Source organism: Leifsonia sp. ZF2019 (assembly GCF_019924635.1).
In the GTDB taxonomy this organism is placed as follows: domain Bacteria; phylum Actinomycetota; class Actinomycetes; order Actinomycetales; family Microbacteriaceae; genus Leifsonia.
In genome coordinates this window covers 3487450-3512961 of the sequence record NZ_CP065037.1, presented here as the reverse complement: position 1 = coordinate 3512961, position 25512 = coordinate 3487450, and the positions used below count along the sequence as shown (strand labels likewise).

Genomic DNA, 25512 nt, shown 5'->3' with positions numbered 1-25512 from the left:
CCATGACGACCGAGACCGTCGCACCCGGACCGCGCCCGCGCGCGCGGTCCGGCGACGCGGGCAGCCGCCGTCGCACCCGCTCGAATTGGGGCGACCGGCTCGCGGGCCTCGTGATGGCCGGACCCGCCGTGCTGGTGTTCCTCGTGATGTTCATCGTCCCGATGATCCTGGCGTTCGTGCTCAGCCTGACCGACTGGAACGGCTACAGCCTGCGCTTCGACTTCATCGGGCTGGAGAACTACCAGTACGCGTTCCGCAACCCGCGCACGATCGACGCCGCGGTGTTCACGGCGACGGTCGCCGTGGTGGGGACCATCCTCTGCAACGGCTTCGGTCTCCTGCTCGCCGCCCTCATCTCGGGGCCGGGCCGGGCGAACACGGTGCTGCGGACGATCTTCTTCTACCCATACATCATCAGCGCGCTGATCATCGGCTTCCTGTGGTCGGCGCTGCTGGCCCCGCACGGCGCGGTCAACGAGCTGCTCGGGATCGCGGGGATCGGTCCGGTGCCGTTCCTGACGGATCCGACGTTCGCCAAGACGACCGTCATCCTGACCATCGTGTGGGCGCATTTCGGGTTCAACATGATCCTCTACATCGCCGGCATCAAGTCGGTTCCGACGGAGTTCTACGAGGCCGCGACCGTCGACGGGGCGACCAGGTGGCAGCAGTTCCGCAGCGTGACGGTGCCGATGATCGCACCGGTCGTGACGGTGAACCTGGTGCTCACGCTCGTCGGCCTCCTCAAGGTCTACGACGTGGTGCTGGCCTTGACCGACGGGGGCCCGGCCGCCTCCACGCAGACGATCGTCTACCAGATCCTCAAAGACTCGTTCGCGCAGTCGCGGCTCGGGCTCGGCGCGGCCCAGTCCGTCGTGCTCCTGATCATCACGGCGGCGATCGGGCTCGCCGTGACGTTCGCCCGCCGCGGCGCGGAGAAGAAGGTGACCGACTGATGACGACACCCCTGCAGGACACGCCCAACGTCGGCGCGGAGCTGCTGCTCGCCGAACCGGAGGACGCCCGCTCGGGCCGCCGCACGCCGCGAACGACGGCGCCGCAGCGGCGACGGGGCCGCGGTCCCGCGAGCGCGCACCGTTCGCCCGTCGCCGCCGTCGTGCGCTGGATCGCCCTCGGCGCGACCGCGCTGGTGATGCTCGTGCCGCTCTACGTGCTGGTGATCAGCGCGTTCAAACCGCAGCAGGAGATCATCCAGCACCCGCTGGAGATCTCGCCCACGTCGTTCACCCTCGAGTTCCTGTGGAACGCGATCACCAGCACCAAGTTCAACGTGATCGCGGCGTACGGCATCACCCTGCTGTTCGTCGCGCTGGTGAACCTGTTCTGCATCCTGCTGTCGGCACCGGTCGCCTACGTGATCGCGCGCGGCCGGAAGAAGTGGCACACGGCACTCCTGCTCCTGTTCGTCTCCGGGCTCTTCATCCCGGGCCAGGTGACGCTGATCCCGGTGGTCTTCGTGCTCCGGGTGCTGGGGCTGATCAACACCATCCCCGGGTTCATCCTGTTCGAGACGGCCGCGACGCTGCCGGTGACGATCTTCCTGTTCAGCGCCTACCTGCGCACCGTCCCGCGCGACATCGACGAGGCGGCGGCGCTCGACGGCGCGGGGCGCATCCGCATCTTCTGGTCGTGCGTCTTCCCGATCATGCGGCCGGTCGTCGCGACCGTCGTGGTGCTCAACTCCATCGGCGTCTGGAACGACTTCGTGAGCCCGCAGATCATCCTGGGCCCGAGCTCCGGGATCTACACGGTGACGACAGGCGTGTACGCGGCGGTGGGGGAGTTCTCGACCGACTACACGGTGGTCTTCCCGACCCTGCTGCTGGCGATCGCCCCGATCGTCGTGTTCTTCATCATCATGCAGCGGCACATCATCGGCGGCCTGGTCGCCGGAGCGACGAAAGGCTGAGGTTTGCTGACCATCACCGGGATCCCGCTGGACGCGATCCCCGCCTGGGCGGTGCTCCAGCGCCGGCTCTTCCACGACATCGAGGAGGCGTGGCGGCTGTTCGAGAGCCGCTACACCGGACCGGACGGCGGCATCCTCTTCCCCGCCGAGTTCACCGACCGTGACGGGGTGGACGACGTCTACGAGCCGTTCTTCAACTGGCCCGCGTTCTACCTCCTCGGCGGCAGCGACGAGGTGCTCGCCGCGGCGAAGCGCCAGTGGGAGGGCGTCACCGCGCAGCTGACCGCGGCGGGGATGCTGACCGGCGAGTACGAGAACGGCTACGACTGGTTCCACCAGGGGGAGTCGCTCCTCTTCTTCTACGGACTGTGCGCCGCCGACCCCGGCGACGAGGCCTTCGCCGCGCGCGCCCGCCGATTCGCCGAGCTGTACACGGACCCGGCTCACGGCAACTATGACGCCGAGCGGAACATCATCCGCGCACCGCACAACGGCGCCCTCGGGCCGCGGCCCGGCCTCAACGACACGGTCGAGCCGTATTCAGCCTCCCTCTCCGAGATGGAGCGGTACGGGCTGCCGCTCGAATACGTGCCGGGCGTCGCCCGCTGGAGCGACCTCGCCGAGCCGAAAGCAGCGCGCGCGATGGGGGAGGCCATGCAGCGTGCCGCCGCCGGCGACGTCGTCGTGAACCTCGCCGCGACCGGCCTCGTCGCCAACCGCTGGCTGCGGGACCGCGACCCCGCCGCGGCCGCGTGGATCGTGCGCTACGTCGACGGCTGGAGCGAGCGGGCGCGGGCGAACGGCGGTCTGGTCCCCGACAGCGTCGCGCCCGACGGAACGGTCGGCGGCCTGCACGACGGCCGCTGGTTCGGGGGGCACTACGGCTGGACTTGGCCGCACGGCCTCCCGTCGGTCGGCATGGCTACCGTCGTGGGCGGCCTGAGCGCCGCCCTCGTGACGGGCGACGACCGGCACCTGGACACCGCCCGCCGTGTGCTCGACACCGTGCTGGAGCAGGCCGTGGTCGCCTCCGTCGCCGAGACTCCCTACAGCCTGCGCGGCAGCTGGCTCGCCCGGCTCGGCGACGCCGCCGACGCGCCGGCACTGCTCGTCCCGCACCGCTACGGCCGCGACGGCTGGTTCGATTACGCGCCGATGCCGCTCGAGCTGCCGACCTGGCTCTGGTGGTGGACGCACGACCCCGCCGACCGTGCCCGGCTCGACCGGGTCAGGGAGGGGCTGCCCGTGACGCCCGACCCGGTCATGGCGTTCCGCGACAAGGCCGAGGCGGGGCACGAGGCGCCGTGGCTCGACTTCCTCGCCGGCCGCCTGCCCGACTACCCGGAGCGCGCACTGTCGATGGCGCTGGGCCAGGTGGCCCGCCGTGTCGCGCTCATCCTCGCCGACGACAGCGATCCCGCGACCGTCCATCTGCATTTCTGGCAGCGTGTGAACCCGGTCGTCACCGAGGTGCTGACGCAGCTCGCGGGCGGGGCGCCGCAGGTGCTCTACAACGGCGGCCTCCCGTTCACCGCGGTCGCCTACGCGGACGCGGACCGGGATCGACCGGGCCTCCCGCCCGACGTCGCGGCGCTGGTCACGGCGGTCGAGCGCGACCGCGTCGACCTCGAGCTCGTCAACGTCTCGCCGACGCAGCCGCGCCGGGTGGTCGTCCGTCCGGCGCATCCGGCCTCGCCGCGGCTGGTCGCGGTCGACGCCGTCGTCGAAGACGGCCTCGACTTCCCGGGACCGAGCACTGCCTACGCCGCCCGTCGCGGCACCGCACGTCCCGTACGCCTCGAAGCGGACAGCGACCGTGTGACGGTCCTCCTGCCTCCCGCGCACCGTGCCGAGCTGACGCTCCACACCGCGCCTGCCGCCCGCACCGCGATCACCGACCGAGCCGAGAACACGAAGGAACGACCATGACAGAGACCCCGGGCGCGCTCCCGCATCCCGACTTCACCCTGCCCGTGCGCGGCGGCGCGTACCGGCGCCCCGATGCGAGCACCCTCGCGGGGTTCGACACCATCACCTCCGCCACCGCCTGCGCCAAGCTGCACGGGATGGGTATCTCGCGCTCGTACGTGGACGGCCCGGTGCCGCTGAGCCCCGGCCAGCGCGTCGTCGGCTCGGCGATCACCCTGCAGTTCATGCCCCAGCGTGAGGACCTCGCCTCCGGCCTGGGCCAGGAGTACGTGGAGCGGCACACCGCGCTCTGGCACGTGCTCGAACAGGTGCAGCCCGGGGATGTGCTGGTGATCCAGGCGTACGGGAGCCGGTTCTCCGGGTGCATCGGCGATATCCTCGCCCGCTACTTCCTCCGCAAGGGCGGCGCCGGGATCGTGGTGGACGGCCGGATCCGCGACGCCGCGCGCATCCGCGCACTCGGGCTCCCGGTCTGGTCGACGGGCACCACCCCGCACTATGCGTCGCAGACGGAGCTGTTCCCCTGGGCGTACGACGTGCCGGTCGCCGTCGGGGGCGCTCTCTGCATGCCGGGCGATGTGGTGCTGGCCGACGACGACGGGCCGGTGATCGTGCCGCAGGCGATGTCCGGCCAGGTGATCGAGGCGGCGCGCGACCACGAGGAGTGGGAGACGTTCAGCCGCAGCCGTCTCGACGACGGGGCCCGGCTCAGCGACTACTACCCGCTCACCCCCGACACCCGAGAGGAGTATGAGGAGTGGCGTTCCGCGCAGGCGTTCGCCCTCTGACGGCGACACCCGGCGCGTCGGAGACCTTCGGCCTCGGCTGCGCGCCGATCGGCAACCTGTTCCGGGCGGTGGCGGATGCCGACGCCGAGGCGACCGTGCACGCGGCGCTCGCCGACGGCATCCGGTTCTTCGACACGGCGCCGCACTACGGCGCGGGCGCGAGCGAGCGACGCCTGGGTGCGGCGCTCCGCGGCGTCGACCGCGACACCGTCTCGATCGCCACGAAGGTCGGGCGCCGCATCGTCGACGCGCACGGTGATCCCGTTCCGGTGGGCGGCTCGGGCGCCGACACCGTGGGCGACCTGAGCGCGGACGGCGTGCTCCGCAGTGTGGAGGGCAGCCTCCACCGGCTCGGCACCGACAGGATCGACGTGCTCTACCTGCACGACCCCGTGGACGTCGACGAGGCGCTGCGGGAGGCGATCCCCGCACTGCTCCGGCTGCGGGAGGAAGGGGTCGTGCGCGCGATCGGCGTCGGGATGGTGTGGCCGGATCCGCTGACCCGCTTCGTGCGCGAGGCCGACATCGACATCGTCATGATCGCGGGACGGGTGACCCTGCTCGACCGCACCGCGGAGTCGGACCTGCTGCCCGCCGCGGCGGACCGCGGTGTCGGCGTCATCGCGGCCGGCGTCTACAACTCGGGGATCCTCGCCGACCCGGTGGGCAGCCCGTACTTCGACTACCGCGAGGCGGGCCCGGAGCTGCGGCGCCGGGCACTCGCCCTCCGTGACCGCTGCACTGCGCGGGGCGTGCAGCTGCCCCATGCGGCGGCGCGCTATCCGCTCGACCGCCGGGGCGTGGACGCCGTCGTGGTGGGCGCGCGCACGCCCGCGGAGGTGGCGGCGTTCGTCGCCGCCGCGACCGCGCCCATCCCGCCGGAGCTCTGGCCCGAGCTGGAGGCGGTGTGACAGGCGACGGCGCGAGCCCGGACAGCGGCGCTGTCGACGCCCACGTGCATCTGTGGGATCTGGACAGGGTGGAGCTGTCGTGGTTCCGGCCCGGCCTCGGCCTGCCGCGGGCCGCGAACGTCCGCGATCTGGCGGAGGCGTCGCGGGCGGCGACGACGCCGGCCGGGCCCGTGAGCGCGGTCGTCGCTGTGCAGGCCGCCGACACGCGGGAGGAGGCGCGCTGGCTGGCCGGCCTGAGCGACCCGCTGCTCGCCGGGGTGGTGCTTCAGTACGAGCCGGGCGATCCGTCGGGCGCCGCGCAGAGCGCCGTCGGCGCGCGCGTGCGCGGAGTGCGGGTCGCGGTGCCCGACCGCCGGGCCGACCTGGCGGACGTTCCGGGTCTCGACGCCCTGTGCGAGCGGGTCGCGGCGGCAGCCGGTGTGGTGGAGTTCCTCGTGCGGACCGAGCAGCTGCCTGCCGTCGCGGCCGTGGCCGCCCGACATCCCGCGACCCGCATCGTCGTGTGCCATCTGGGGCTGGGCGCCGCTGAACCCGGGTCCGGCTGGGAAGGGGGCCTGCGGGCGGTCGCCGCGCATCCCTCCGTCGCCGCCAAGGCCTCCGGTCTGATCGGGGAGCGCGACCCGGACGATGGTCGACTGCGGCGCGCGCTCGCCGTTGCGGTGGACGCTTTCGGCGCGCACCGGCTCCTCTTCGGCAGCGACTGGCCGATGTCGGCCCGCGTCGCGCCCTACGCCGAGGTCGTCGCCCGCACGGCCGCTGCGCTGCCCGCGCTCGGGTCCGGCGGTGCCTCCGCCTTCTGGGGCGGCACCGCTCGTGCCCTCTATCGGCTCTGATCCGGTCCCGGCTCCTCCAGCAGGGTGCCGGCGGCGTGCGCGCGGAACAGGGCGGAGGCGGCGGCGGGGTCCTCCCCGTCGAGCTGGTCGAGCAGGCTGCGGTGCCACTCGGCGACCTCGTGCCAGTCGCCCTCGAAGCTCGGGTCGCCGAGCACGTGCATCGAGCGCAGGCCAGGCTCGATGATGTCCCACATCTTCGGCAGGTAGCTGTTGCCGCTCGCCTCGACCACGGTGCGGTGGAAGGCGAAGTCGAGTTCGCGGAACGCGTCCAGGTCGCCGGCGTCGGCGGCCGAGTGCATCTGCGCGATCAGCTGGTCCAGATGCGCCCGGGCGGCGGCGGAGAGTGTGCCGCAGGCGAGCCGCCCCGCGATCGCCTCCAGCTCCGCCCGCGCGGCGCGCGCCTGCAGGAACTCCTCCTCGGAGTAGCTGGCCACGAAGTTGCCGAGGTGGCGCACATGCGAGACCAGACCCTCGTGCGCGAGCTGTTTGAGTGCGTCGCGCACCGGCGCCTGGCTCACCTGCATGCGCTTGGCGAGCTGCGACTCGACGAGTTGCTCGCCGGGGGCGAGCGTGCCGTCCTTGATCATCGTCTTCATCAGCTCGTAGATCTGGTCGGAGAGCAGCCCGCGCTTGAGCCCGGCGAGGGAGGTGAACGGGTCGGTCATCGCGCGCCCGCTTCCCGGTCGGCATAGGCCGCGAGCCACGCGTCGGCGATCAGCCGGGAGCCCGCCGGGGTCGGGTGGACGCCGTCGGGCGCGATGGCGGCGACGCCGTGCTCCGCGGCCGCCCGCGAGAAGGTCTCCTGCAGCGGCACCAGCACCGCCCCGGTCTCCTGCGCGAGGCGGGCGATCACGGCGCGCTTCTCGTCGAGGTCGGCCGGCCACTCCGCCTGCTCGGCGCGGACGGGCAGGAAGTACGGCTCGATCAGGAGGATGCGGTCGGCATCCGTTCCGGCGAGCAGCCTCCGGTAGGTCGCCTCGAACTCCTGCGCGCTGGTGGGGTCGTCGCTGTCGAACCGGCGCCACATGTCGTTGACGCCGACGTAGACGGTCAGCACGTCCGGCCGCTGGGCCCGCACGTCCGCCTCCCACCGTCGCTCCAGGTCGACCGCGCGATCCCCCGAGACCCCCCGGTTCACGACGACGACATCGGCCCCCTGTGCCGGAAGCTCGTCGGCGATCAGCGACACGTAGCCGTCGCCGAACGAGTCGTCGTCGGTGCGGTCCCGCCCCGCGTCGGTGATGGAGTCGCCCGCGAAGACCAGACGCTGCGTCATGTTTCCCCTTCGATCGCATCGCACGGCGTGCGACATCCCTCCCAGCATAATCGATAATCGCTGGGAGGGAGTCGCGCGCAGGAGTCGCAGGCGGGGGCGTGCCTGGGCACGACCCCGCCTGCGATCGGCTCCTGGCTAGCTGCCTGCCCCCGCTGTCCACGGCACCGCCCCGTATTGGAACGCGCCGAGGCTGGGCGTCGCGTCCGTCGAGCCGTCGTTCACTCCGGGCAGGGGGATCGCCGCGTTGCGCGCGGGCGAGCCCGCCTGCAGCCGGTAGTCGTGCGCGGCCGGGTCCACGTAGAGCGGGTCGCCGTCGATCAGATTGTTCGACAGCACGAGGCCGCCGTCGGTCGCGCCTGCGAGGCCGGTGATCGGGCCGATGTTGTTGTAGATCTTCGTGCCCGTGGACTGGCCGGCCTCCTTCACATAGAAGAGCGTCATCCCGCCGGTGTTGTTGTAGACGAGGTTGTCGTGGGATCCGGTGCCCAGGCCGTTCAGCTCGACGGTGCCTTCGTGGTTGCCCCAGCCGAGGTTGTTGTCGATCTGGAGGTCGCTCATCCCGTTGTCCGCGTAGATGCCCGAGATGCCGAACGGGTACACTCCGCCGGGGCGGGGCGTCGGATCGTGCAGCACATTGTGGTCGATCCGCGTGCCTTCCATGTGGGCCGAGCAGCAGGAGTAGATCGCCGCGGTGTCGACACTGAGCGAGGCGTGCCCGGAGATGTCGTTGTAGGCGATCCGGTCGGCGCCGGCGGTCGTGCCGGTCACACCGTTCCACTGCAGGTTGATGCCGCTGCGGCCGAGGCGCGCCATCGTGTTGTGGGTGACGGTCTGGCTGTGCCCCTGGACGGCGACGGCGGCGGCGTAGGTGCCGGCGTAGTCGACGTCCGTGATGGTGTTGCCTTCCGCGGTGTTGCCGTAGCCGCCGAGGGAGACGCCGTTGCCCGCGCTGTACTGCAGATGGCTGTCGCGGATGCTGTTGCCGGTGCCTTTCAGGACGATGCCGCTGGTCGCGACGCCGCGGGTTACGTTCGCGCCGCAGTCCGTCGCGCCCTGGGTGACGTCCCAGTAGTGGCTCAGATACTTCCCGTCGATGCCGTCGAGCTGGACGCCGGTGCTGCTGTCGCCCGTGCGGATGGTGGAGGCGAACAGGCCGATCCCGTTCACGTGCACGTTGCTCGCGGTCGTCAGGTCGAAGCCCAGGTCGCGCTTCTTCGCCTCGATGCGGTGGCCGTTCGGGTCGTCGTCGCTGTAGAGGTAGAGCCGCTTCGCCGTCGCGTCGTAGAAGTAGGATCCCGGATGCGAGAGCTCGCCGATCTTGCCGGAGAGCCGGAACCAGGTGTCGGTCGGCACGACCTTGTGCACGCACGGGGGAGCGGTCGTCAGTGTGACGGACCCCACTGCCGAGCTTGCGACGGTGCCGGTGGCCGTCACGTACCAGTACGACGTGAGGACGCGCGCGCCGTCCCAGTACCCGGCGGGACGGGTCAGCGTGGAGTCGACGATCGTCGCGTCCGCGGTGCCCGCGTCGGCGCGCTCGACGGCCGGGTTCAGGAGGTCGGTGCCGGGGAACGGGTACGAGGCCTCGATGTCCATCGCCCCGTCGGTGAAGATCTGCACCTCGGCGGCTGCGCTGCCCAGGTCGACTCCGGCGCTGTAGACCTTGCCGTCGGCGACGGCCTGGCTGAACGGGGTGTTCGCCGCGAACGGGTCGGCGGCCACGACCTGCGCGAGCTCGGTCGGCCCGACCGGGGTGAATCCGGTGACCGGGTCGGCGCCGCTGATCACGGGATGCGCGCCGGGCGCCGCGGTGAAGGTGATCGGTGCTGCCGCGGTGCCCGAATGCGCCGGGGTCACCGTCTCGTCGTAGGTGCCGTCCTGGATCACGCAGGTGTCGCCCGGCTGGGCGACGTCGGCGCAGTCCTGCACCGACGTGAACGCCGAGTGCACGGTCCGGCCGTTGGAAGCCTTCCCGGGGTGCTGGCCCACGTAGTAGGTCGTGCCGCCGTGGTGGTGACCGGGCGGCGGGGCCGCGGCCGCGGAGGCCGCTGTGGCGGTGAGGAGGACTCCCGCGGTGACGAGGCCGCCCGCCAGGAGAAGGCCGCGTCGGCGGCGTGCACGTCGGAACCCGAGCATCATTGCTCCAATCGATAGTGAGTAATCGATAATCTACGATCCGACGAGGGCGCCGTCAAGAGGGGTCACGCGCCTCAGGCCAGCAGGGGGAGCACGCTCACAGCCCCGTCCGGCCACGTCACCTCCGCGCTCGGGTCGCCCTCCACGGAGTGGAACACCCGCAGAGCCGGGACATCGGGCAGCGCTGCGCGACCGACCGAAGTCGCCACGCCGATCACGTCGTCGACGGCGACTCCGTCGAACTCCGCCCACTCGACCGTGGTGCGGCCGAGCGGCGAGGTGTCCGGCTCGGTGTGCGTCTTGATGGTGGCGTCGCCGAGCAGGGGGACGAGCCGAGCGAGGGCGGGCGTCGTCTCGGAGACGGGCCATCCGCTCACCCGCAGGCGCACGGGCGAGTCCTTTCCCTCGTCGGCGACGCGCCGGATGATGCGCACCTCCCACGCGCCGCGGACGAGCGAGCCGGTGACGAGGGTCGGCCCCTCGGTGACACGACCGGTGCGGCCGGAGCCGTGATCGGGACCGCCGTCGTCCCCGTAGACCCAGTGCGTGCCCGCGATCGACGTCGCGAACGCGGCGACCCCGTCGTCCCCGATGACTCCGCGTGCGAAGCCCGAGCGGTTCGTCGAGCGCCCCTCCGCGTCGACCGCGCCGACGGTGTTGTCGACGGGCGCCGTCACCGTCGCTCCGACGAGCGGAGGGAGGCTGGCCGACGAGTAGCCGAGCCGCGCGTAGAGCGGGGAGTCGGCGGTGTGCTCACCGGGGCGCCCGTGGTCGGTCCCGTGGTTGATCACACGCACGACCCCGTCGGCCGCGGTGCCGCTGACGATCCACCCCGCCGCGCGGACGACACGGCGCACGTCGCCGCGCTCGACCGGCAGCGGCTCCTCGACCGCCGTCCACACCTCGTGGTCGGCGGGGAGTGCGAGCCCGAGGAATCCCTTGGCCGCCCAGTACGGCGATCCGGAACCGGAGTACGACTGCGCCATCGCCGGCCACTCGCCGAGCAGGCCGACCGAGAGCAGGCCGCGCTCGTCGATCGCGCCACGGTCCAGGAACGCCCGCAGCATGCCCGAGGCGCCGCGGCGCAGCGTGCCCATCGGGACGCGCGTCGCACCCGTGATCGCGCCCATCCAGAGCGGCGCCGCCACGGCGAACCGGTAGATGAGGCTCCGCCCCTGCAGCACCGGCATGCCGTCGGCGCCGATCAGCGCGGCGTGGTCGTCGAGGAAGTCGGTGAGCCGTGACCGGAGCACCGGCTCCAGGGCGCGGGCGCCGAAGGCGTCGGCGCCGGTGGAGGCCGTCCACAGCAGCGGGTAGAGGTGCATGGCCCAGCCGCAGTAGTAGTCGAACGCGCGCGTGGAGCCGTCGGCGTACCAGCCGTCCGCGCGGTAGTACGACTCGATGGTCGCGAGGTCGGCGGCGATCCGCGCGGGATCATGCGGACCGCCGACGGAGGCGAGGAACGTCTCCACCGTGATGCGGAACCACAGCCAGTTGTTGTCCGGGTACCAGCCCGCGGGTGCGTCGGCCAGCCAGGCGACGACGTTCCGCTGCTCCGCTGCGTCCAGCGTGTCCCAGAGCCACGGGCGGGTGAGCTGCAGGCCGAGCGCGATCGAGGCCGCCTCCACCTTCGCCTGGCCGACGGCGCTCGGGAGCGGCCAGCGCTCGGGGCCCGCCGGGTCGGTTCCGGCCACCAGCCCGTCTCGGTACCACTCCGTGAAACCGAGAGGATCGACGCCGGCCTCGCCGCGCGTCCGGAAGGCGTAGAGCAGGAACGAGCGGGCGAACCCTTCGAGCCCGTCGCTGTCCGTGCCGTGGGAGCTCACGATGCCCGGCAGCTGCACCCGGCTCCGCGTCGACGTGAAATACGGTCGCAGGGAGAGGAGGAGGTGGTCGGCGACCGCTGCCCAGTGGTCGCGCGTCCACCCGGTGAGCGGCGAGAGCGAGCGGTCCTCCGGAGGCAGGGCGATGCGCGCGGGGTCGAAGGGACGCGCCGGGTCGGTGGTGGCGGCGGAATCGGCGGCGGTCATGCGGTCTCGTCTCCTTCGTCGAGTGATGCGGCGGGGGCGATCGACGCGGGCAGCGTCGACTGGCGGATGTGCAGCTCCGGACTGAGCTTCACGCGGTAGGCGGGCCGGCCCTCGCCGGCCTCCAGCCGGGCGATCAGCAGGTTGACGGCCTCCCGGCCCACGAACTCCTTCGGCGGCCGGACCGCGGTGATGGCCGGGTCGCCGAATCGGGCGACATCGTCGTCGTACGCGACGATGGCGAGGTCGTGCGGCACCCGGACGCCCCGGTCGAGCGCGTGCTGCTCCAGTGCGATGGCCTGCGGGTCGGGGAGCACGATGACGGCGGTGGTGCCGGTCGTGCGGCACAGGTCGAGGGCCGCGTCCATCGCCTCCTCCCGGCCGGGGGCGTCGAAGCGGATGCCGTGCAGCATCGCGACGCCGCTGGGAAGGCCGAGCGAGGCGATGGCCGACTGCCAGCCGCGGCGCACGTACCGGCCGGTGGGGCTCTCGCTCTCGATGAAGAGTCCGATGCGCGTGTGGCCGACCTCGTGCAGGTGGTGGACCGCGAGGGACGCCCCGGCCGTGTGGTCGGAGACCACGGAGTCCAGTCGACGGGCGGCGGCGGCCGTGCGCACCCGCCGCTCGGCCAGCACCACCGGCACGGGCAGGGAGTCCAGCCAGCGGAGCGTCTCGATCGCATCGTCGCCCAGGGTGTCGGGAGCGACGATGAGCCCGTGCAGTCCGGGCACCTTGAGCAGCGCATCCACCTGACGGCGGTTGTCCCGGGAGTCGTAGGTCGAGGCGCGCAGCAGGAGGGATGCCCGCAGCTGGGCCGCCTGTGCGCGGGCGCCGTGCACGATCGGCGGCCAGTAGTACTCGAGCGACGGTACGACCATCCCGATCGTGTACTTGGCGACCATCGGCGCGCCCGGCGACCGTGCGCCCGGGTCGAGGGAGCTGCGGAGGGTCGCACCTCCGTGCACGCGCGTGACCAGGCCCTGCTGGGCGAGCGTGTTGATGTCGCGCCGGACGGTCAGCTCGCTGACTCCCAGCTCGACCGCCAGCGCGCTCACGCTCACCGCGCCGCGCTCGCGCAGCTGGTCCATGATGCGCTCGCGGCGCTGCACCGAGTACAGGGGCTCTCTGTTCGTCATCGGATCTCCTCGATGGTCATCGTCAGGCTGCCTGCGACGTCGGTCAGCGGGTACGAGAGGCGAGTGAGGCGCTCGCCCCAGACTCCCGCGAGCTCAGGATCGTCGAGCGCCCACTCCTCCAGCTCCGGCGTCAGGCCGGCGGCGTCGATGGCGATCGCGCGCCCGTCGGCCGAGACGACGACGCGGTCGTCCGACCGGTGCACCTCCCCGGCGGCGACGAGGTGCAGGGTGGCGATCGGTCCGTCGTCCACCCTCGCGTCGGCCTGCAGCCGCCACTCGTCGCGGATCTCGATGCGGGACGGCGAGACGAGGGACGCCCGTCGTCGCCACCGCTCGCCGGGCGCCAGCGGGTAGGCGGCGGTCAGATCCAGTTCCAGCGAGATCGGGAGGGCGACGTTCTCCGGCACCCCGGGCGCGGAGGTGGGCTCGCCGTGCGGTGCCGTCACGACCGCAGCCTCGAACGCCGGGCCTTCCCCCTGTTCGAGGCCGTGCGGCGCCGGCGCGTTGTGCCAGCCGCTCTGCATCGCGCGGATGCCGTACCGCTCGGGGCTGAACGTCTCGCGCCGGTACGTCGGCTTGCCGGCATCGACCAGCAGAGGGCGCCCGCCCGCGGCCACGATGAAGGAACCGAGGTCCTTGTGGTTGTGGTTCTCGTCGTTGGTGCCGCCCTTGGCGGCCAGCGCGAGGCCGCCCGTGCTCCCGGCCACCGCTCGGCAGACCAGCACCTGCACCGACGGAAGCCACACCGACTGCGGGAGCGGTGGCGTGGCGGGGGTTGCGTCCCGCCACCGTGCGTCGGCCGCCGCGCGCACGAAGCGGGGCAGGCCGCCCGTCGCGGGTGCGATCGGGCGCCCGGGCTGCCGAGCCCCGCGGGCCCAGTCCACGACCCGGTCGTCGCCGAGGCGCAGACCCCAGCGGAACGGGAGGTGCCACGGCTCCGTGTGCCGGCTGCGCGCCCAGCCGTCGGCCACGTTGACGTACCAGTCCGCTCCGAGCTGCATCCGCATCGGGAACCGCAGCACTTCGGCGACGACCGGGACGCCGCCCGCGTCGAGCCCGCCGTCGGTGAGCTGGGCGACGAGCTCCAGCAGCTCCAGCATGCGCCCGGCGCCGTTCCACCAGTACGCGACGCCCTCGTCGATCGCGCCGTCGGCGGGCAGCGTCGCGACGTACCGGTCGAGGCTGTCCAGTGCGCGCGCGGTCATCGCGGCGATCCGCACGGGATCGTCCAGCAGCAGGGCCGCGGACAGCAGCACGTTGCCGAGGATCCACGGGTTCCAATTGTTGACGTCCCGCCAGTAGCCCAGCCACCAGAGGTCGTCCCGGGTCTCGAACGGGGCGAAGACCCGCGCCTCCACCTCGTGCCGGATGCGCTCGCGGACCCCGGGCCACGCGGCGTCCCAGTCCGCGCCGAGCACCCGGTCGGCGACCGCGAGCTGGGCGGCGATCTCACCGGCGATCAGATCGAGGTAGGGGGAGGCGGCGTCGGGCACCACGAAGCCACGGCGGGCGCCGGCGTCGTCATGGGCGGAGAGCGACCAGGTGCTCTGCTCGCACAGCACGATCGCGCCGTCGGCGGCGTCGTCGATCCATTCGGCGCCACGCGTCGTCGCGGCGAGGACGACGGCGCGGGTGAGACGCTGCTGGCGGGCGTCGACGGCGGCCTCGTAGCCGCGCCGGTCGCCGTCGCGCGCGTAGCGGGCGAAGAGCGACGCCGGGACGCCGGGCCAGGGGAGGCCGCGCTCGGTCTCGGCCTCGGCGGCCAGCCCGTCGAGCGTGATCGGGTCCAGCCGGTCCCACACGCTCCGATCGGAGGCCGCAGGGATGCCCGTTCGGTCCTGGATGCGCTCTGTGCCCGCGGCGCCCAGCAGCGCGCGCAGCGCGGGCTCCCGCATCCCGTCGCCCCAGTGGGCGAACAGAGGTCCCTCGAACGGCTCCGCCGTGGCCTGGGTGCCGACGGGCGGTGCCGTGTGGGCGCTCACCCGCGAGAACACATCGCCGTAAGACGGGCGCGCCCCTGCCGCGTCATCGTCGGTCGTCGTGGGATGCGAGAGGTGCGGCACCGTTGCCTCCTGGGATGCGATTGTGTGTGTTCGTGTTCGATCGTGAATGATTGGTTTGTTTGTGACGGGTCTGAGTATGTACTGAGTCACGCGACGACGCAATGACCCGCGATCGCCGCTGGACGGAAAGGCTGGGCCTGGCGGCGATGACCGAGATCACTCCCCCCGAAGCGCTCGTGGTGATGGACCGCGACGTGTTCGAGCGTCAGTTCGACGCGCCCCGACTGGCACGCCTCCATCGGTTGGCACGCGTGCCCGACCCCGTGCTCGCCGACGACCTGGACGACCCCGCGCTGGCGGACCGGCTCGCGACCGTGGAGGTGCTGCTCACCGGGTGGGGAGCGCCCCGCCTCGACGCCGCGCGGCTCGACCGCATGCCGCGCCTGCGGGCGATGCTGCACTGCGCGGGCACGGTGCGCCCGCAGGTGACGCCCGAGTTCTGGGAGCGCGGCATCCGCGCGACTTCCGTCGCCGAGGCCAACGCCGTCCCGGTCGCCGAGTACACGCTCGCCGCGATCATCCTGGCCGGCAAGAAGGCGCCGTTCATCGCCGCCGACCCGCAGGTGCGCCGCGACCACGGGCTCCAGATCCACCGCTACGGAGAACTGTCGAACCTCGGGCGCACCATCGGCGTCGTCGGCTTCAGCCGGGTCGGCCGCCGCGTCGTCGACCTCGTGCAGCAGCTCGACGACGTCGTGTGCCTGGTCGCCGACCCCTACGCCGACCCGGTCGACATCCTCGCCGCCGGGGGAGTACCGACGCGCCTCGACGACCTCCTGCCGCGCGTCGACGTGCTGTCGCTGCACGCTCCCGCACTGCCGTCGACCCGGCACATGATCGCCGCGCCGCAGCTGGCCGCGCTGCCCGACCACGCCACCCTCATCAACACCGCGCGGGGGAGTCTGGTCGACACCGCGGCGCTCGAGCGCGAGTGCGCCTCCGGCCGGCTCAACGCCATCCTCGACGTCACCGACCCGGAGCCGCTGCCCGAGGACTCCCCGCTGTACCGCCTCCCGAATGTGATGGTCACCCCGCACCTCGCGGGATCCCTCGGGTCGGAGATCCACCGCATGACCGACGCCGCCCTCGACGAGCTGGAGCGCTACGCGACCGGCGAGCCGTTGCTCGACGAGGTGACGAGCGAGGCGCTCCGCCTGAGCGCCTGACCCCCCTCCCCTTCCCCCTTCACCGATGACAAAGGAGTTGTTCCGCATGAAGAGATCCCTGATCGCCGTCGCCGCCGCTGCGGCGGCGCTCGCCCTGGGCCTCGCCGGCTGCGCCGGCACGGGCTCGACCGGATCGGGCTCGGGCTCGTCCGGCTCGACGACGCTGCGCGTCGCCGTCTGGAACCTGCAGCAGACCCCCGAGTTCGGCGCGCTGTTCAGCGCGTTCGAGAAGGCGAACCCGTCGATCACCATCCAGCCCGTCGACATCCTCGCCGCGAACTACGAGGACAAGATCACCACGATGCTGGCCGGCGGAGACACCACCGACATCATCACCGTCAAGAACCTCACCGACTACGCCGGCTACGCACAGAAGAAGCAGCTCGTCGACGTCTCCGACGTGGTGAAGGGGCTCCCGACCGCCGACATCCCGGCGACCGAGAGTTACAAATCGGGCGACGCCACCTACGCCGTGCCGTACCGCCAGGACTTCTCGGTGCTCTACTACAACAAGAAGATGTTCGCCGACGCCGGAGTCGCGGACCCTGAGAACCTCACCTGGGACGAGTTCGCCGCCGACGCCGCGAAGCTCACGAAGGGCGACGGCGCCGACAAGGTCTACGGCGCCTACATCCACACCTGGAACTCCATGGTGCAGGGCTACGCCGCAGCGCAGCAGGACAAGAGCTACGACAAGACCGACTACTCCTGGATGACCGACCAGTACGAGCTGACGCTGGGCATGCAGAAGGCCGGAACGATCATGGACTGGGCGACGGCCAACAGCCAGCAGGTGCAGTACAAGGACATGTTCGAGAAGGGCAAGGCCGCCATGGTCCCGATGGGCACCTGGCTCATCGCGCCCCTGCTGGCCGACACCAAGGCCGGCACGACCGACGTCGACTGGGGCATCGCGCCGGTCCCGCAGCTGAAGTCCGGCACGAAGATCACCACGATGGGCGGCCCGACCGGGTTCGGCATCAACAAGAACTCCAAGAATATCGAGGCGGCCAAGAAGTTCCTGGCGTTCGCCGCCGGGCCGGACGGAGCCAAGGCCGTCGCCGGCGTCGGCATCGTGCCCGCCTACCACAGCGACGAGATCACCCAGCAGTACTTCGGCCTCCCGGGGATGCCCTCCGATGCGCTGTCGAAGAAGGCGTTCGACCCCGACGTGATCCGCCCGGACGGGCCCACCGGCGCGAATGCCGCGGCGATCGGCACCATCCTGAACCAGGAGCACCAGCTCATCATGACCGGCAGTTCGTCCGTCTCCGACGCGCTCGCCGAGATGGGCTCGCGCGTGAAGTCCGACGTGCTCCACCAGTAGCCGCCATGACCACCATCACGCAACGACGCGGACCCGCCGGGGAGCCGACTCCCCGGCGGGCGCCCCGCGGGCTCCGCCGTCGGAGCACACTCATCGGCTGGAGCTTCATCCTCCCGAACTTCCTCGGGTTCGCCCTCTTCACCCTGGTGCCCGTGATCGCCGCCTTCGGGCTGGCGTTCATGCACTGGGACTCGTACAACGCGCCGACCTGGGCCGGGATCGACAACTTCCTGCGTCTGTTCCGCGACGACGACTTCCGCATCGCGCTGCAGAACACCGTGCTCTACGCCGTGGGGCACGTGCCGCTCACGCTGGCGCTCTCACTCGGACTCGCGCTGCTGCTGAACCAGAAGCTGCGCGGCATCGCCTTCTTCCGCGTCGCGATCTTCTTCCCGTACATCACGTCGCTGGTCGCGATCGCCATCGTCTGGAACATGCTGTTCGACCCGACCAGCGGGCCGATCAACCAGTTCCTCCACGCCATCGGGATCGCGGACGCCCCGGGATGGACGGCGAGCACGACCTGGGCGCTGCCCGCCGTGATCATCACGAGCGTCTGGCGCGACATGGGCTACTACATGGTCCTGTTCCTCGCCGGCCTCCAGGCCATCCCGCGCGAGTACTACGAGGCGGCGCAGGTGGATGGCGCCGGCCGCTGGCGCTCCTTCTGGAACGTCACGCTGCCGTCGCTGCGCCCCACGACCTTCCTCGTGCTCGTGCTGCTGAGCGTGTCGAGCTTCAAGGTCTTCGACCTCGTCTTCGTGATGACGCAGGGCGGCCCGGGCCGGGCGACGCTCGTGCTCTCCCAGCTCATCTACCAGGACGGCATCCTCAACGGCGAGTTCGGCTACTCGTCCGCGATCTCGCTCGTCCTGTTCCTGATCGTCCTGCTCGTGACGGTCTTCCAGTTCCGCATCCAGCAGAGACGGGAGCGCTGATGTCCACTCTCACCTCCGACCTCGCCCAGGAGCTCAAGACGGGCGGCGCGTTCCGGCCCGACGCCCCGCTCCCGAAGCCCCGCCGCCGTCGCGTCAGGACCCGTCTCGGCCAGACGGGCATGTACGTGCTGCTCGTCGTGCTCCTCGGCATCGTGCTGCTGCCGTTCATCTGGATGCTCTCGTCGTCGCTGAAGAACGACGGCGATGTGCTCAGCGTGCCGATCCAGTGGATTCCGAAGGAGTTCGTCTGGAGCAACTACGCGGACATCTGGACGGCGATCCCGATGGCCGGGTACCTCGCCAACTCGGCGCTGCTCGCCGTCGTGATCACGGTGCTGCAGGTGCTGACCGGCAGCTTCGCTGCCTACGGCTTCTCGAAGGTCCGCTTCCCGGGCCGCGATGCGCTCTTCCTCGCCTACATCGCCACGATCGCGGTGCCGTGGCAGGCGTACATGATCCCGCAGTACATCATGATGCAGCAGGCCGGGCTCACGAACACCTTCACCGCGCTCATCCTGTTGCAGGCCTTCAGCGCGTTCGGCGTCTTCCTGATGCGCCAGTACTACATGACCATCCCGGACGAGCTCAACGAGGCCGCGCGCATCGACGGCCTGAGCGACTACGGCATCTGGGCGCGGATCATCCTGCCCCTCTCGAAGCCGGCGCTCGCCTCGCTCGCACTGCTCACCTTCGTGAACACCTGGAACGACTACATGGGACCGTTCATCTACCTGTCGAGCAACGAGCTGTGGACGGTGCAGATCGGCCTGCGCTCCTTCATCGGCCAATACTCGGCGCAGTACGCGATGATCATGACGGGGTCGGTCATCTCCATCCTGCCGATCCTCGTGATCTTCCTGGCCGGTCAGCGCTACTTCATCGCCGGCATCGCGACGAGCGGGATGAAGGGATGAGCGGCCAGGCCGCCCGCGCCGCACGGCCACCGCGGGGCCTCGCGCGACTGCGGCACGAGACCCTCGACTCGATCTTCGGGTACGTCTATGCCGTCCTCATGGTGGATCTGCTGCTCGCGGTCGCGAACCTCCCGCTCGTCGCGGTGCTGTTCGCGGCGCGGGATGCGCTCCAGGCCTGGCCCCTGGTGCTGCTGCTCTCGCTGACCGTCTCACCGTCGCTGGCGGGCGCGTTCGAGGTCTACCGCACGCTGGGCGACGGGCATCCCCAGCCGTTCTCGGCATTCTGGCGCGGCTATCGGCGACGCGGGCTCGCGGCCGGCCTGGTGGGGCTGGCCGCCGCGGTCCTCGTGGGTTTCGTCCTCTATGACGCGGCGGTCGTCGCCGGCACGGTCTGGGCCGCCCTGCTCGGGCCGACCCTCCTCGTCGTGGCCCTGCTCGCGGTCGTCACGGCGCTCACCGCCATCGCCGGTCTCACCGTTTTCGCCGCGGCGTCGGCGCGCGCGATCTTCAAGGCCGCCCTCTACGTGGCCGTGCGACGCTGGTACTTCAGCGCCGTCGCCCTCGCTCTCGTCGGGCTGAGCATCCTCGCGGTGCTGATGCAGCCCGTCCTGGGGCTGCTCGCCCCGGGCCTCCTGCTCTACGCCGTCTTCGCGAACGCCCACTACGGCTTCCGGCAGGTGCTGCGGAAGGAAGGGTGAGGCGCGGGGCTCACCGCCCGACCGCGCGCCGCAGTGCCTGCGCGACGCGCTCCTGCTCCGTGGCGCCCAGCTTCGCGACCGCGAATCCGACGGGCCACAGGTCGCCGTCGTCCAGCTCCGCGGCCGGCTGGAACTCGATCGTCGCGTACCGCATCTTGAACTTCGACCCCGGCTTGAACGCCACGACCGTCTTACCCGCGGCGTCCGCGTAGGCCGGCATCCCGTACCAGGTCTTCGCCGCGAGGTCGGTGTTCTCGGCGACCAGCCGGTGGAACACCTGGGCGAGCTCCTTGTCGGTGCCGGTGAGCGCCGCGATGGCTGCGTCGCACGCGGCCGCCGCCTCTGCTCCGGCCGCGGCGGCCTTCTTCTCCGCAACCGCCGCCTTCATCGCGGCCTTCTCCTCGGCACTGAACGTCGTCGCCATGATGCTTCTCCTTCGTCGGTCGATCCGGACTCAACCTACGCCGGGCGCGCGAGCGGGCGCTTCTCGAAAACTGCTCGGATGTCGCCGGACGACGACGGAGCGGCGGCCCCTGCGGGACCGCCGCTCCGTCGCGTCGCTGCGAGCTACTTCGAGAAGGCGTCCTTGATGTCCTCGCCGGCGTTCTTGACCTTCGCGGCGGCCTGGTCCGCCTTACCCTCGGCGACCTTCTTGTCGTCGTCGGTCAGCTTGCCGATGGCCTCCTCGGCCTTGCCCTTCAGCTCCTGCGCGGTGTTCTTGATCTTGTCGGCAGCGCTCATGGCTGTCTCCTTTCTTTGTTGTTGTGGTGGTGCGGGGCGTTCACGAGGGCCGGGCGGCGCTCGTGGACGAGTCGACCCGTGCCGGGGCACGGAGGCGGGCGCGGAATCCGCCCACCAGCTGCGCGTAGACGGGGAGTGGAGTCCCCAGTGCGTCGTGGAGCCGGGACACCGCGTCGTCGAGTGCGTCCGCGACCGTGCGCGGCGAAGCACCGCGCCTGCAGCGGACCGTGATCTTGAGAGCGGGTGTGCCGCTTACGCGGTAGGCGCTGACGGTCACGCCGTCCACGCCGGTCACCGGGTCCAGACGGTCGGCGAGGAGGGCGGCGGGGATCGCCGTGTCGATCTCGACGGCGCCGTCGGGTGTTCCGACGGTCGCCACCGTCGAGGTGCCGCCGTGCCCCTGACGCAGGATGAACGCGAGCAGCAGCACGACGAACACGAGCGCGGCGAGCAGAGAGACGGCGGCGGCCGCACTGACCGTGGTGCCCGGCCACAGTGGTCGTCCGAACACCGCGTCCGCAGTGGTCACAGCGTTCCCCGCCGTCCGCGACCAGACGGAGGCCGCGCCGGGGACGGCGAGCAGGAGCACGGCGGCAGCGGCCGCCAGCAGTGACGCCAGTCCGGTGATCGCGAGCAGCAGGCGGTTCAGCGCCCGGTTGGTGGAGTTCATGATCCGACCTTTCCGCTCGGCGGCACGACCACGGCGATGCGCATCGGCGCTCCCGTGCCCGCCGCAGCGAACTCCTCCGTGACGGCGTTCCGGACGGCGTCGCGGTCGACCGGTGCTCCGCTGACCGGGACGATCCGCACCGTGCCGCTGCGCCGACCGAGCGAGACCGTGACCGCATCGGGAGCGACTCCGGCGACCTGTGCCGCGCGGCGCGCCAGCGCCGAGGCGAGCATCGTGTCGTCGGCGACGATCGCGAGCCTCTCGGCCGCCAGGCGGCGGCGAGGCCGACGGCCCGGGAGGATCGAGAGCGCGAGCAGCACGAGGCCGAGGAGCCCCGCCGCGATCGCCACGACGACCAGGGTCGCGGATCCGGCGGAGGGGGCAGCCGCCACGCGAGTGAGGATGTCACGCGGGCTCATCAGTACCGGAGGCAGCTGAAGGAGGTGCAGGACGCTCTCCAGCGCCAGCCAGCACACGACGACGGCGATCGCGATCGCCGTCACCACGGCCGCTGTCGACCGGGGGGAGTGCGTCTCCCGGCGCACGATCCGTGCGTCCACTCCGCTCATCTCACTCTCCTCTCGGTCAGGACCGCGCCGGTGGCGCGGATATCGACCTGCACGACCGCCAGCCCGGTGAGGGCGGCGAGGCGTGCGCGGATGCTCCCGCCCGCCTCGCCCAGTCGAACCGTCAGCGGTGTCTCCGGCTCGATCGTCAGCGGCGGCATCGCCAGGGGCGAGGCCACTCGGACGGCGAGCGAACCTCCCTGATCGCGCACGCGCGCAGCGACCCGGCGGCGCTCGACGCCGAGCTCGTCGGCCGCCACCGCCTGCGCGAGGTGTTCGAGCGCCACGGCGGTGAACCGGTCCCGGCCGGCGGTCACGACGACGAGCGGCGGCCGCGCAAGGCGTCGGCCAGCCGGCCGAGGTCGATCTCGCCGCTCGCGACGCGCGCGACGAGATAGCCGACGAGGGACGCGGCCGCGACGCCGACGAACACCCAGAAGCCGAACGCGGCCCACACCACGGCGAGGCCGCCGCCGATCAGAGCGCCGAACTTGGCCGTGCTCACTGGACTCGAGCCTCCTGGTCGCTGGCGTCGTCGTCGCTCGGGACGTGGACGTCGTTGATCGTCACGTTGACCTCGGTGACCTCGAGCCCGACGATCCGCTCGATCGCCTGCGCGATCGCGGAGCGGACATCGGCTGCGACCTTCTGGAGTGCGACCGGGTACTCGGCGACGATGGTCACGTCGGCCGCCACCTGGCGCTCTCCGACCTCGACGCTGATGCCCTGGCCGAGATCCGTCGCGTTCACGGCGTCGCGGAGCGCGCCGAGCGCGCGGGCGGCGCCGCCTCCGAGGGCGTAGACACCGGGCACCTCGCGCGCGGCGATGCCGGCGACTTTGGCAACGACGGCGTCGTTGATGACGGTCTTGCCCAGCGCGGACTCGGCGGGGCCGGCGGTGGTGGTGGTGGTCGTGGTGGTGGCCATGAGCTGTCCTTCCGTTGGATGTATCGGGGCCGTTCGTGCGACCCTCACCCCTGAGACGGGTCGACCGGGCCGTTCGTCACGCCGCGAAGCTGGGAGATCGCTTAGAGCCACGAACGACGGGGCACTAGCCGTCGTCGGATGCCGAGCGTACGCTCGCGGGGCCGGTGCGGAGAAGGGGATGGACTCGGATGAGCGGTCGCCTCCTCGACGATGCCGGAGACGACACTCTCGCCGGGCGCGCGGCCGATGGCGACACGGTCGCGTTCGAGGTCCTGGTGCGCAGACACGGCCCGCTGATGCGCGCCTACGCGCGCCGCATGCTGGGGTCCACCTACGAATCCGACGACGTGGTCCAGGAGACGTTCGTCACGGCCTGGAGGAGGCTGGGCGAGCTGCAGGAGGGGACCGCGATCAAGTCGTGGCTGATGCGGATCCTGAGCCGGCGGTGCATCGACCGGATCCGTGCGCGCCACGACCACGACGACGTCAGTGAGGTCGACGCGGCCGCGCCCGCGCGCGACGATCCCGAGCACCGGGCCGAGGTGCGCACGGCGAGCGAGGCCCTGGGCAGGGCGCTCGACGATCTGCCCGAGCTGCAGAGGAGGTGCTGGGTGCTGCGAGAAGCAGGACAGTACAGTTACGACGAGATCGCGCAGGAACTCGGCATCCCGGTCTCCACCGTCCGAGGGCAGCTGGCGCGCGGACGACGACGATTGCTCGAGGCGATGGAGGAGTGGCGATGACCGATCCGCACCTCCCGGGCGATGCCCTCATCGACGGGCACACCCTCGACGAGCTCAGCGACTACCTGGCCAGGGGGCGCCGTCCGGCCGACCCGGGCATCGAGGACTCCGCGGAATGCCGCGCAGCGCTGGCCTCGCTCGAACGGCTCAGCCGCACGACCCGCGACCTCCTCGAGGAGGAAGCCGCGCGCGTGCCCGTCGACGATTCCTGGGTCGGCCGTATCCTCGACGGCATCCGGCTGGACGTGCAGGCGGGGCGGCGCATCCCCCTCGCCCATCCGGATCCGCTCGCCGAGCTCGCCCTGACGGAGGGCTCGGTCCGCGCGCTCGTCCGCAGTGTCGGGGATTCGATCGACGGAGTGATCGTGGGGCGGTGCCGGCTCGACGGAGACGTGGAGACCCTCGGCGCCCCGCTCGCCGTGCACGTGGAGATCTCCGTCCGATACGGCGTCCCCTTCGCCGACGTGGCCGAACGGGTGCGGACAGCGGTGGCGGCAGAGCTGGCCCGTCACGCCGAGCTCGTCGTCACGGAAGTGGACGTGACGGTCACCGACGTTCGCGAGGACCAGAGCAGCAACGGAGGGTGGGGATGAGCGCTGCAGGAGTGGACGATGCTGCGATGACGGGTGCGCAGCCGACCGGCGAAGCCGCCTTGCGGGCCGAGATCGCTGCCATCCCCGGGGTCGCCCGCCTGTACCCGGCGTCGAACGTCGTCGCGAGGGTCGCCTCGGCCGTCGGGGCGACGGTGGCCGGCACCGAGCCGGGCGGCGGCGACATCGTGCTCGCGGAGGCGAGCATCGCCATCCGCATCGGTGTCGGGGCCGACCGGGCGGCTGCGGAGGTCTGCCGAGCGGTCTACGCGACGGCCAGGGACTGGGCGGCCGCGTCCGGGATGCACGAGCCGTCCATCCGCGTGACGGTCGCCGGTATCGAGTAGCGACGCCCGCTCCGGAGGCTCGGGCCGGCAGGCTGTTCCGGCGGCCCCTCAGCCGCGGGGCCCCGCCGCCCCTCTCGCCTGCAACTCGAGCCCGGCCAGCAGCAGGTCCAGGCCGGCGCGGAACTGGTCGCGGTCTTCGTGCACCGAGAACTCGTCGACGATGTGGTGGATGAACGGGTATCGCGCCGGGTCCAGGGCGCGCCATTGCCGGGTCGCCTCGGCCAGGTACTCCTTCTGGTCGAGCTCGCCGGAGGTGACGGCGTCGGGGAGTTCCTGGCCCATGTCGGCCGCGGTGCCGATCACGAAGCCGACCACGGCGGAGGCCGCGTAGAAGCTCTGCCGCGCGGTGAGGCCGAGTCGCATGACCTGTTCGCCGATCCGCTCGTACAACATCAGCGAATGGGTCTGGCGTCCGGTGTCACGCATCGCATAAGCGCCCAGCCAGGGGCGGTCGGCGAGGGTGTCGAAGAGCACATGGGCGATGGTGCGCAACTCGGCGATCGGGTCGTCCGATGCCACATCGGCGACCTCCTCCAGCACGCCGGCGAGCACGGAGTCCGCGGCGAGGTCGAGGAGCTCATCACGCCCCGACACGTACCAGTACACGCTCGCCGGGCCGCCTCCGAGCCGGGCGGCCAGCGCGCGGATGGTGAGTCCCTGCTCGCCCGACTCGTCCAGGATCGCGACGGCTTCGGCCAGCACGGACTCGAGCGAGAGCGAGGCGCGGGGACGTTCCGCCGTCGTGCGGCGACGTGTGCGTCGGTCGGTGTCCCGCTGTGCGCTGCTCATGACACCCATCCCATCACAGTGGAGCTCTCGCTTGCCGTTTATCGAACATTGTTCTATTCTATCGAAC

At 71.6% G+C, this 25512-nt stretch carries 28 protein-coding genes; 14 read left to right on the top strand and 14 right to left on the bottom strand.

Annotation, left to right across the window (positions count from 1 at the left end):
* Positions 1 to 2 precede the first annotated feature (2 nt).
* Genes IT072_RS17300 through IT072_RS17275 form a run of 6 tightly spaced genes read left to right on the top strand, consistent with a single transcriptional unit; the run spans position 3 to position 6391 of the window.
* A complete protein-coding gene (locus IT072_RS17300) occupies positions 3 to 956 on the top strand; it encodes a carbohydrate ABC transporter permease (protein WP_223358071.1) in 954 nt (317 codons plus the stop codon).
* Positions 956 to 1930: a carbohydrate ABC transporter permease gene (locus IT072_RS17295; RefSeq protein ID WP_223358070.1), complete on the top strand. Its 975-nt coding sequence runs from the start codon at positions 956 to 958 to the stop codon at positions 1928 to 1930. Before IT072_RS17300 ends, IT072_RS17295 begins: the two co-directional genes overlap by 1 nt.
* A 3-nt stretch (positions 1931 to 1933) precedes the next feature.
* The gene (locus tag IT072_RS17290) at positions 1934 to 3859 is read left to right on the top strand and encodes a hypothetical protein (RefSeq protein ID WP_223358069.1); all 1926 of its coding nucleotides are present in this window, start codon (positions 1934 to 1936) and stop codon (positions 3857 to 3859) included.
* On the top strand, positions 3856 to 4647 hold the full coding sequence (locus IT072_RS17285; protein WP_223358068.1) for a ribonuclease activity regulator RraA: 792 nt from the start codon (positions 3856 to 3858) through the stop codon (positions 4645 to 4647). The genes IT072_RS17290 and IT072_RS17285 overlap by 4 nt, the downstream gene beginning before the upstream one ends.
* Positions 4617 to 5558 (top strand): aldo/keto reductase, encoded by a 942-nt coding sequence (locus IT072_RS17280; RefSeq protein ID WP_223358067.1) that lies wholly within the window; start codon positions 4617 to 4619, stop codon positions 5556 to 5558. Before IT072_RS17285 ends, IT072_RS17280 begins: the two co-directional genes overlap by 31 nt.
* Positions 5555 to 6391, top strand: a complete 837-nt coding sequence (locus IT072_RS17275; protein ID WP_223358066.1) for an amidohydrolase family protein — start codon at positions 5555 to 5557, stop codon at positions 6389 to 6391. Before IT072_RS17280 ends, IT072_RS17275 begins: the two co-directional genes overlap by 4 nt.
* On the opposite strand, the gene IT072_RS17270 is transcribed toward IT072_RS17275, so the two are convergent.
* The 6 genes from IT072_RS17270 to IT072_RS17245 form a co-directional block, all read right to left on the bottom strand.
* Positions 6379 to 7056, bottom strand: a complete 678-nt coding sequence (locus IT072_RS17270; protein ID WP_223358065.1) for a GntR family transcriptional regulator — start codon at positions 7054 to 7056, stop codon at positions 6379 to 6381. The genes IT072_RS17275 and IT072_RS17270 overlap by 13 nt on opposite strands.
* Positions 7053 to 7667, bottom strand: coding sequence for an SGNH/GDSL hydrolase family protein (locus IT072_RS17265; protein ID WP_223358064.1), 615 nt, complete (start codon positions 7665 to 7667; stop codon positions 7053 to 7055). The genes IT072_RS17270 and IT072_RS17265 overlap by 4 nt, the downstream gene beginning before the upstream one ends.
* 135 nt (positions 7668 to 7802) lie before the next feature.
* Positions 7803 to 9806, bottom strand: coding sequence for a right-handed parallel beta-helix repeat-containing protein (locus tag IT072_RS17260; protein WP_223358063.1), 2004 nt, complete (start codon positions 9804 to 9806; stop codon positions 7803 to 7805).
* A gap of 71 nt (positions 9807 to 9877) precedes the next feature.
* Entirely contained in the window at positions 9878 to 11833 is a 1956-nt protein-coding gene (locus tag IT072_RS17255) for a DUF2264 domain-containing protein (protein WP_223358062.1), read from the bottom strand.
* Positions 11830 to 12966, bottom strand: a complete 1137-nt coding sequence (locus IT072_RS17250) for a substrate-binding domain-containing protein (RefSeq protein ID WP_223358061.1) — start codon at positions 12964 to 12966, stop codon at positions 11830 to 11832. Before IT072_RS17250 ends, IT072_RS17255 begins: the two co-directional genes overlap by 4 nt.
* Positions 12963 to 15029 carry a heparinase II/III domain-containing protein gene (locus tag IT072_RS17245; protein ID WP_223358060.1) on the bottom strand — a complete coding sequence of 689 codons (2067 nt, stop codon included), beginning with the start codon at positions 15027 to 15029 and terminating at the stop codon, positions 12963 to 12965. Before IT072_RS17245 ends, IT072_RS17250 begins: the two co-directional genes overlap by 4 nt.
* A gap of 101 nt (positions 15030 to 15130) precedes the next feature.
* Here IT072_RS17245 and IT072_RS17240 point away from each other — a divergent pair, with 101 nt between their 5' ends.
* From IT072_RS17240 to IT072_RS17220, 5 genes are read left to right on the top strand one after another with little or no spacing between them, the layout of a single operon-like run.
* Complete coding sequence (locus IT072_RS17240) at positions 15131 to 16195, top strand: hydroxyacid dehydrogenase (RefSeq protein WP_223358059.1); 1065 nt, start codon at positions 15131 to 15133, stop codon at positions 16193 to 16195.
* A gap of 46 nt (positions 16196 to 16241) precedes the next feature.
* Positions 16242 to 17522: an ABC transporter substrate-binding protein gene (locus IT072_RS17235; protein ID WP_223358058.1), complete on the top strand. Its 1281-nt coding sequence runs from the start codon at positions 16242 to 16244 to the stop codon at positions 17520 to 17522.
* Positions 17523 to 17527: 5 nt separating this feature from the next.
* On the top strand, positions 17528 to 18460 hold the full coding sequence (locus IT072_RS17230; protein ID WP_223358057.1) for a carbohydrate ABC transporter permease: 933 nt from the start codon (positions 17528 to 17530) through the stop codon (positions 18458 to 18460).
* The gene (locus IT072_RS17225; protein WP_223358056.1) at positions 18460 to 19374 is read left to right on the top strand and encodes a carbohydrate ABC transporter permease; all 915 of its coding nucleotides are present in this window, start codon (positions 18460 to 18462) and stop codon (positions 19372 to 19374) included. The genes IT072_RS17230 and IT072_RS17225 overlap by 1 nt, the downstream gene beginning before the upstream one ends.
* Positions 19371 to 20072: a DUF624 domain-containing protein gene (locus tag IT072_RS17220; RefSeq protein WP_223358055.1), complete on the top strand. Its 702-nt coding sequence runs from the start codon at positions 19371 to 19373 to the stop codon at positions 20070 to 20072. The genes IT072_RS17225 and IT072_RS17220 overlap by 4 nt, the downstream gene beginning before the upstream one ends.
* 10 nt (positions 20073 to 20082) lie before the next feature.
* Here IT072_RS17220 and IT072_RS17215 read toward each other — a convergent pair whose 3' ends face one another.
* From IT072_RS17215 to IT072_RS17185, 7 genes are all read right to left on the bottom strand, one after another.
* On the bottom strand, positions 20083 to 20496 hold the full coding sequence (locus IT072_RS17215; RefSeq protein WP_223358054.1) for a hypothetical protein: 414 nt from the start codon (positions 20494 to 20496) through the stop codon (positions 20083 to 20085).
* 143 nt (positions 20497 to 20639) lie between these two features.
* A complete protein-coding gene (locus tag IT072_RS17210) occupies positions 20640 to 20813 on the bottom strand; it encodes a CsbD family protein (protein ID WP_223358053.1) in 174 nt (57 codons plus the stop codon).
* 40 nt (positions 20814 to 20853) lie between these two features.
* Positions 20854 to 21483, bottom strand: coding sequence for a hypothetical protein (locus tag IT072_RS17205; RefSeq protein WP_223358052.1), 630 nt, complete (start codon positions 21481 to 21483; stop codon positions 20854 to 20856).
* Complete coding sequence (locus tag IT072_RS17200; RefSeq protein WP_223358051.1) at positions 21480 to 22052, bottom strand: DUF6286 domain-containing protein; 573 nt, start codon at positions 22050 to 22052, stop codon at positions 21480 to 21482. Before IT072_RS17200 ends, IT072_RS17205 begins: the two co-directional genes overlap by 4 nt.
* A complete protein-coding gene (locus IT072_RS17195) occupies positions 22049 to 22366 on the bottom strand; it encodes a hypothetical protein (RefSeq protein WP_223358050.1) in 318 nt (105 codons plus the stop codon). The genes IT072_RS17200 and IT072_RS17195 overlap by 4 nt, the downstream gene beginning before the upstream one ends.
* On the bottom strand, positions 22363 to 22554 hold the full coding sequence (locus IT072_RS17190) for a hypothetical protein (RefSeq protein ID WP_223358049.1): 192 nt from the start codon (positions 22552 to 22554) through the stop codon (positions 22363 to 22365). The genes IT072_RS17195 and IT072_RS17190 overlap by 4 nt, the downstream gene beginning before the upstream one ends.
* Complete coding sequence (locus tag IT072_RS17185) at positions 22551 to 22976, bottom strand: Asp23/Gls24 family envelope stress response protein (RefSeq protein ID WP_223358048.1); 426 nt, start codon at positions 22974 to 22976, stop codon at positions 22551 to 22553. The genes IT072_RS17190 and IT072_RS17185 overlap by 4 nt, the downstream gene beginning before the upstream one ends.
* Before the next feature lie 188 nt (positions 22977 to 23164).
* Here IT072_RS17185 and IT072_RS17180 point away from each other — a divergent pair, with 188 nt between their 5' ends.
* From IT072_RS17180 to IT072_RS17170, 3 genes are read left to right on the top strand one after another with little or no spacing between them, the layout of a single operon-like run.
* Complete coding sequence (locus tag IT072_RS17180) at positions 23165 to 23719, top strand: RNA polymerase sigma factor (protein ID WP_223358047.1); 555 nt, start codon at positions 23165 to 23167, stop codon at positions 23717 to 23719.
* Positions 23716 to 24312: an Asp23/Gls24 family envelope stress response protein gene (locus tag IT072_RS17175; protein WP_223358046.1), complete on the top strand. Its 597-nt coding sequence runs from the start codon at positions 23716 to 23718 to the stop codon at positions 24310 to 24312. The genes IT072_RS17180 and IT072_RS17175 overlap by 4 nt, the downstream gene beginning before the upstream one ends.
* Positions 24309 to 24656, top strand: a complete 348-nt coding sequence (locus IT072_RS17170; RefSeq protein WP_223358045.1) for a hypothetical protein — start codon at positions 24309 to 24311, stop codon at positions 24654 to 24656. Before IT072_RS17175 ends, IT072_RS17170 begins: the two co-directional genes overlap by 4 nt.
* Positions 24657 to 24704: 48 nt before the next feature.
* On the opposite strand, the gene IT072_RS17165 is transcribed toward IT072_RS17170, so the two are convergent.
* Positions 24705 to 25445: a TetR/AcrR family transcriptional regulator gene (locus tag IT072_RS17165; RefSeq protein ID WP_223358044.1), complete on the bottom strand. Its 741-nt coding sequence runs from the start codon at positions 25443 to 25445 to the stop codon at positions 24705 to 24707.
* Positions 25446 to 25512: the final 67 nt, after the last annotated feature.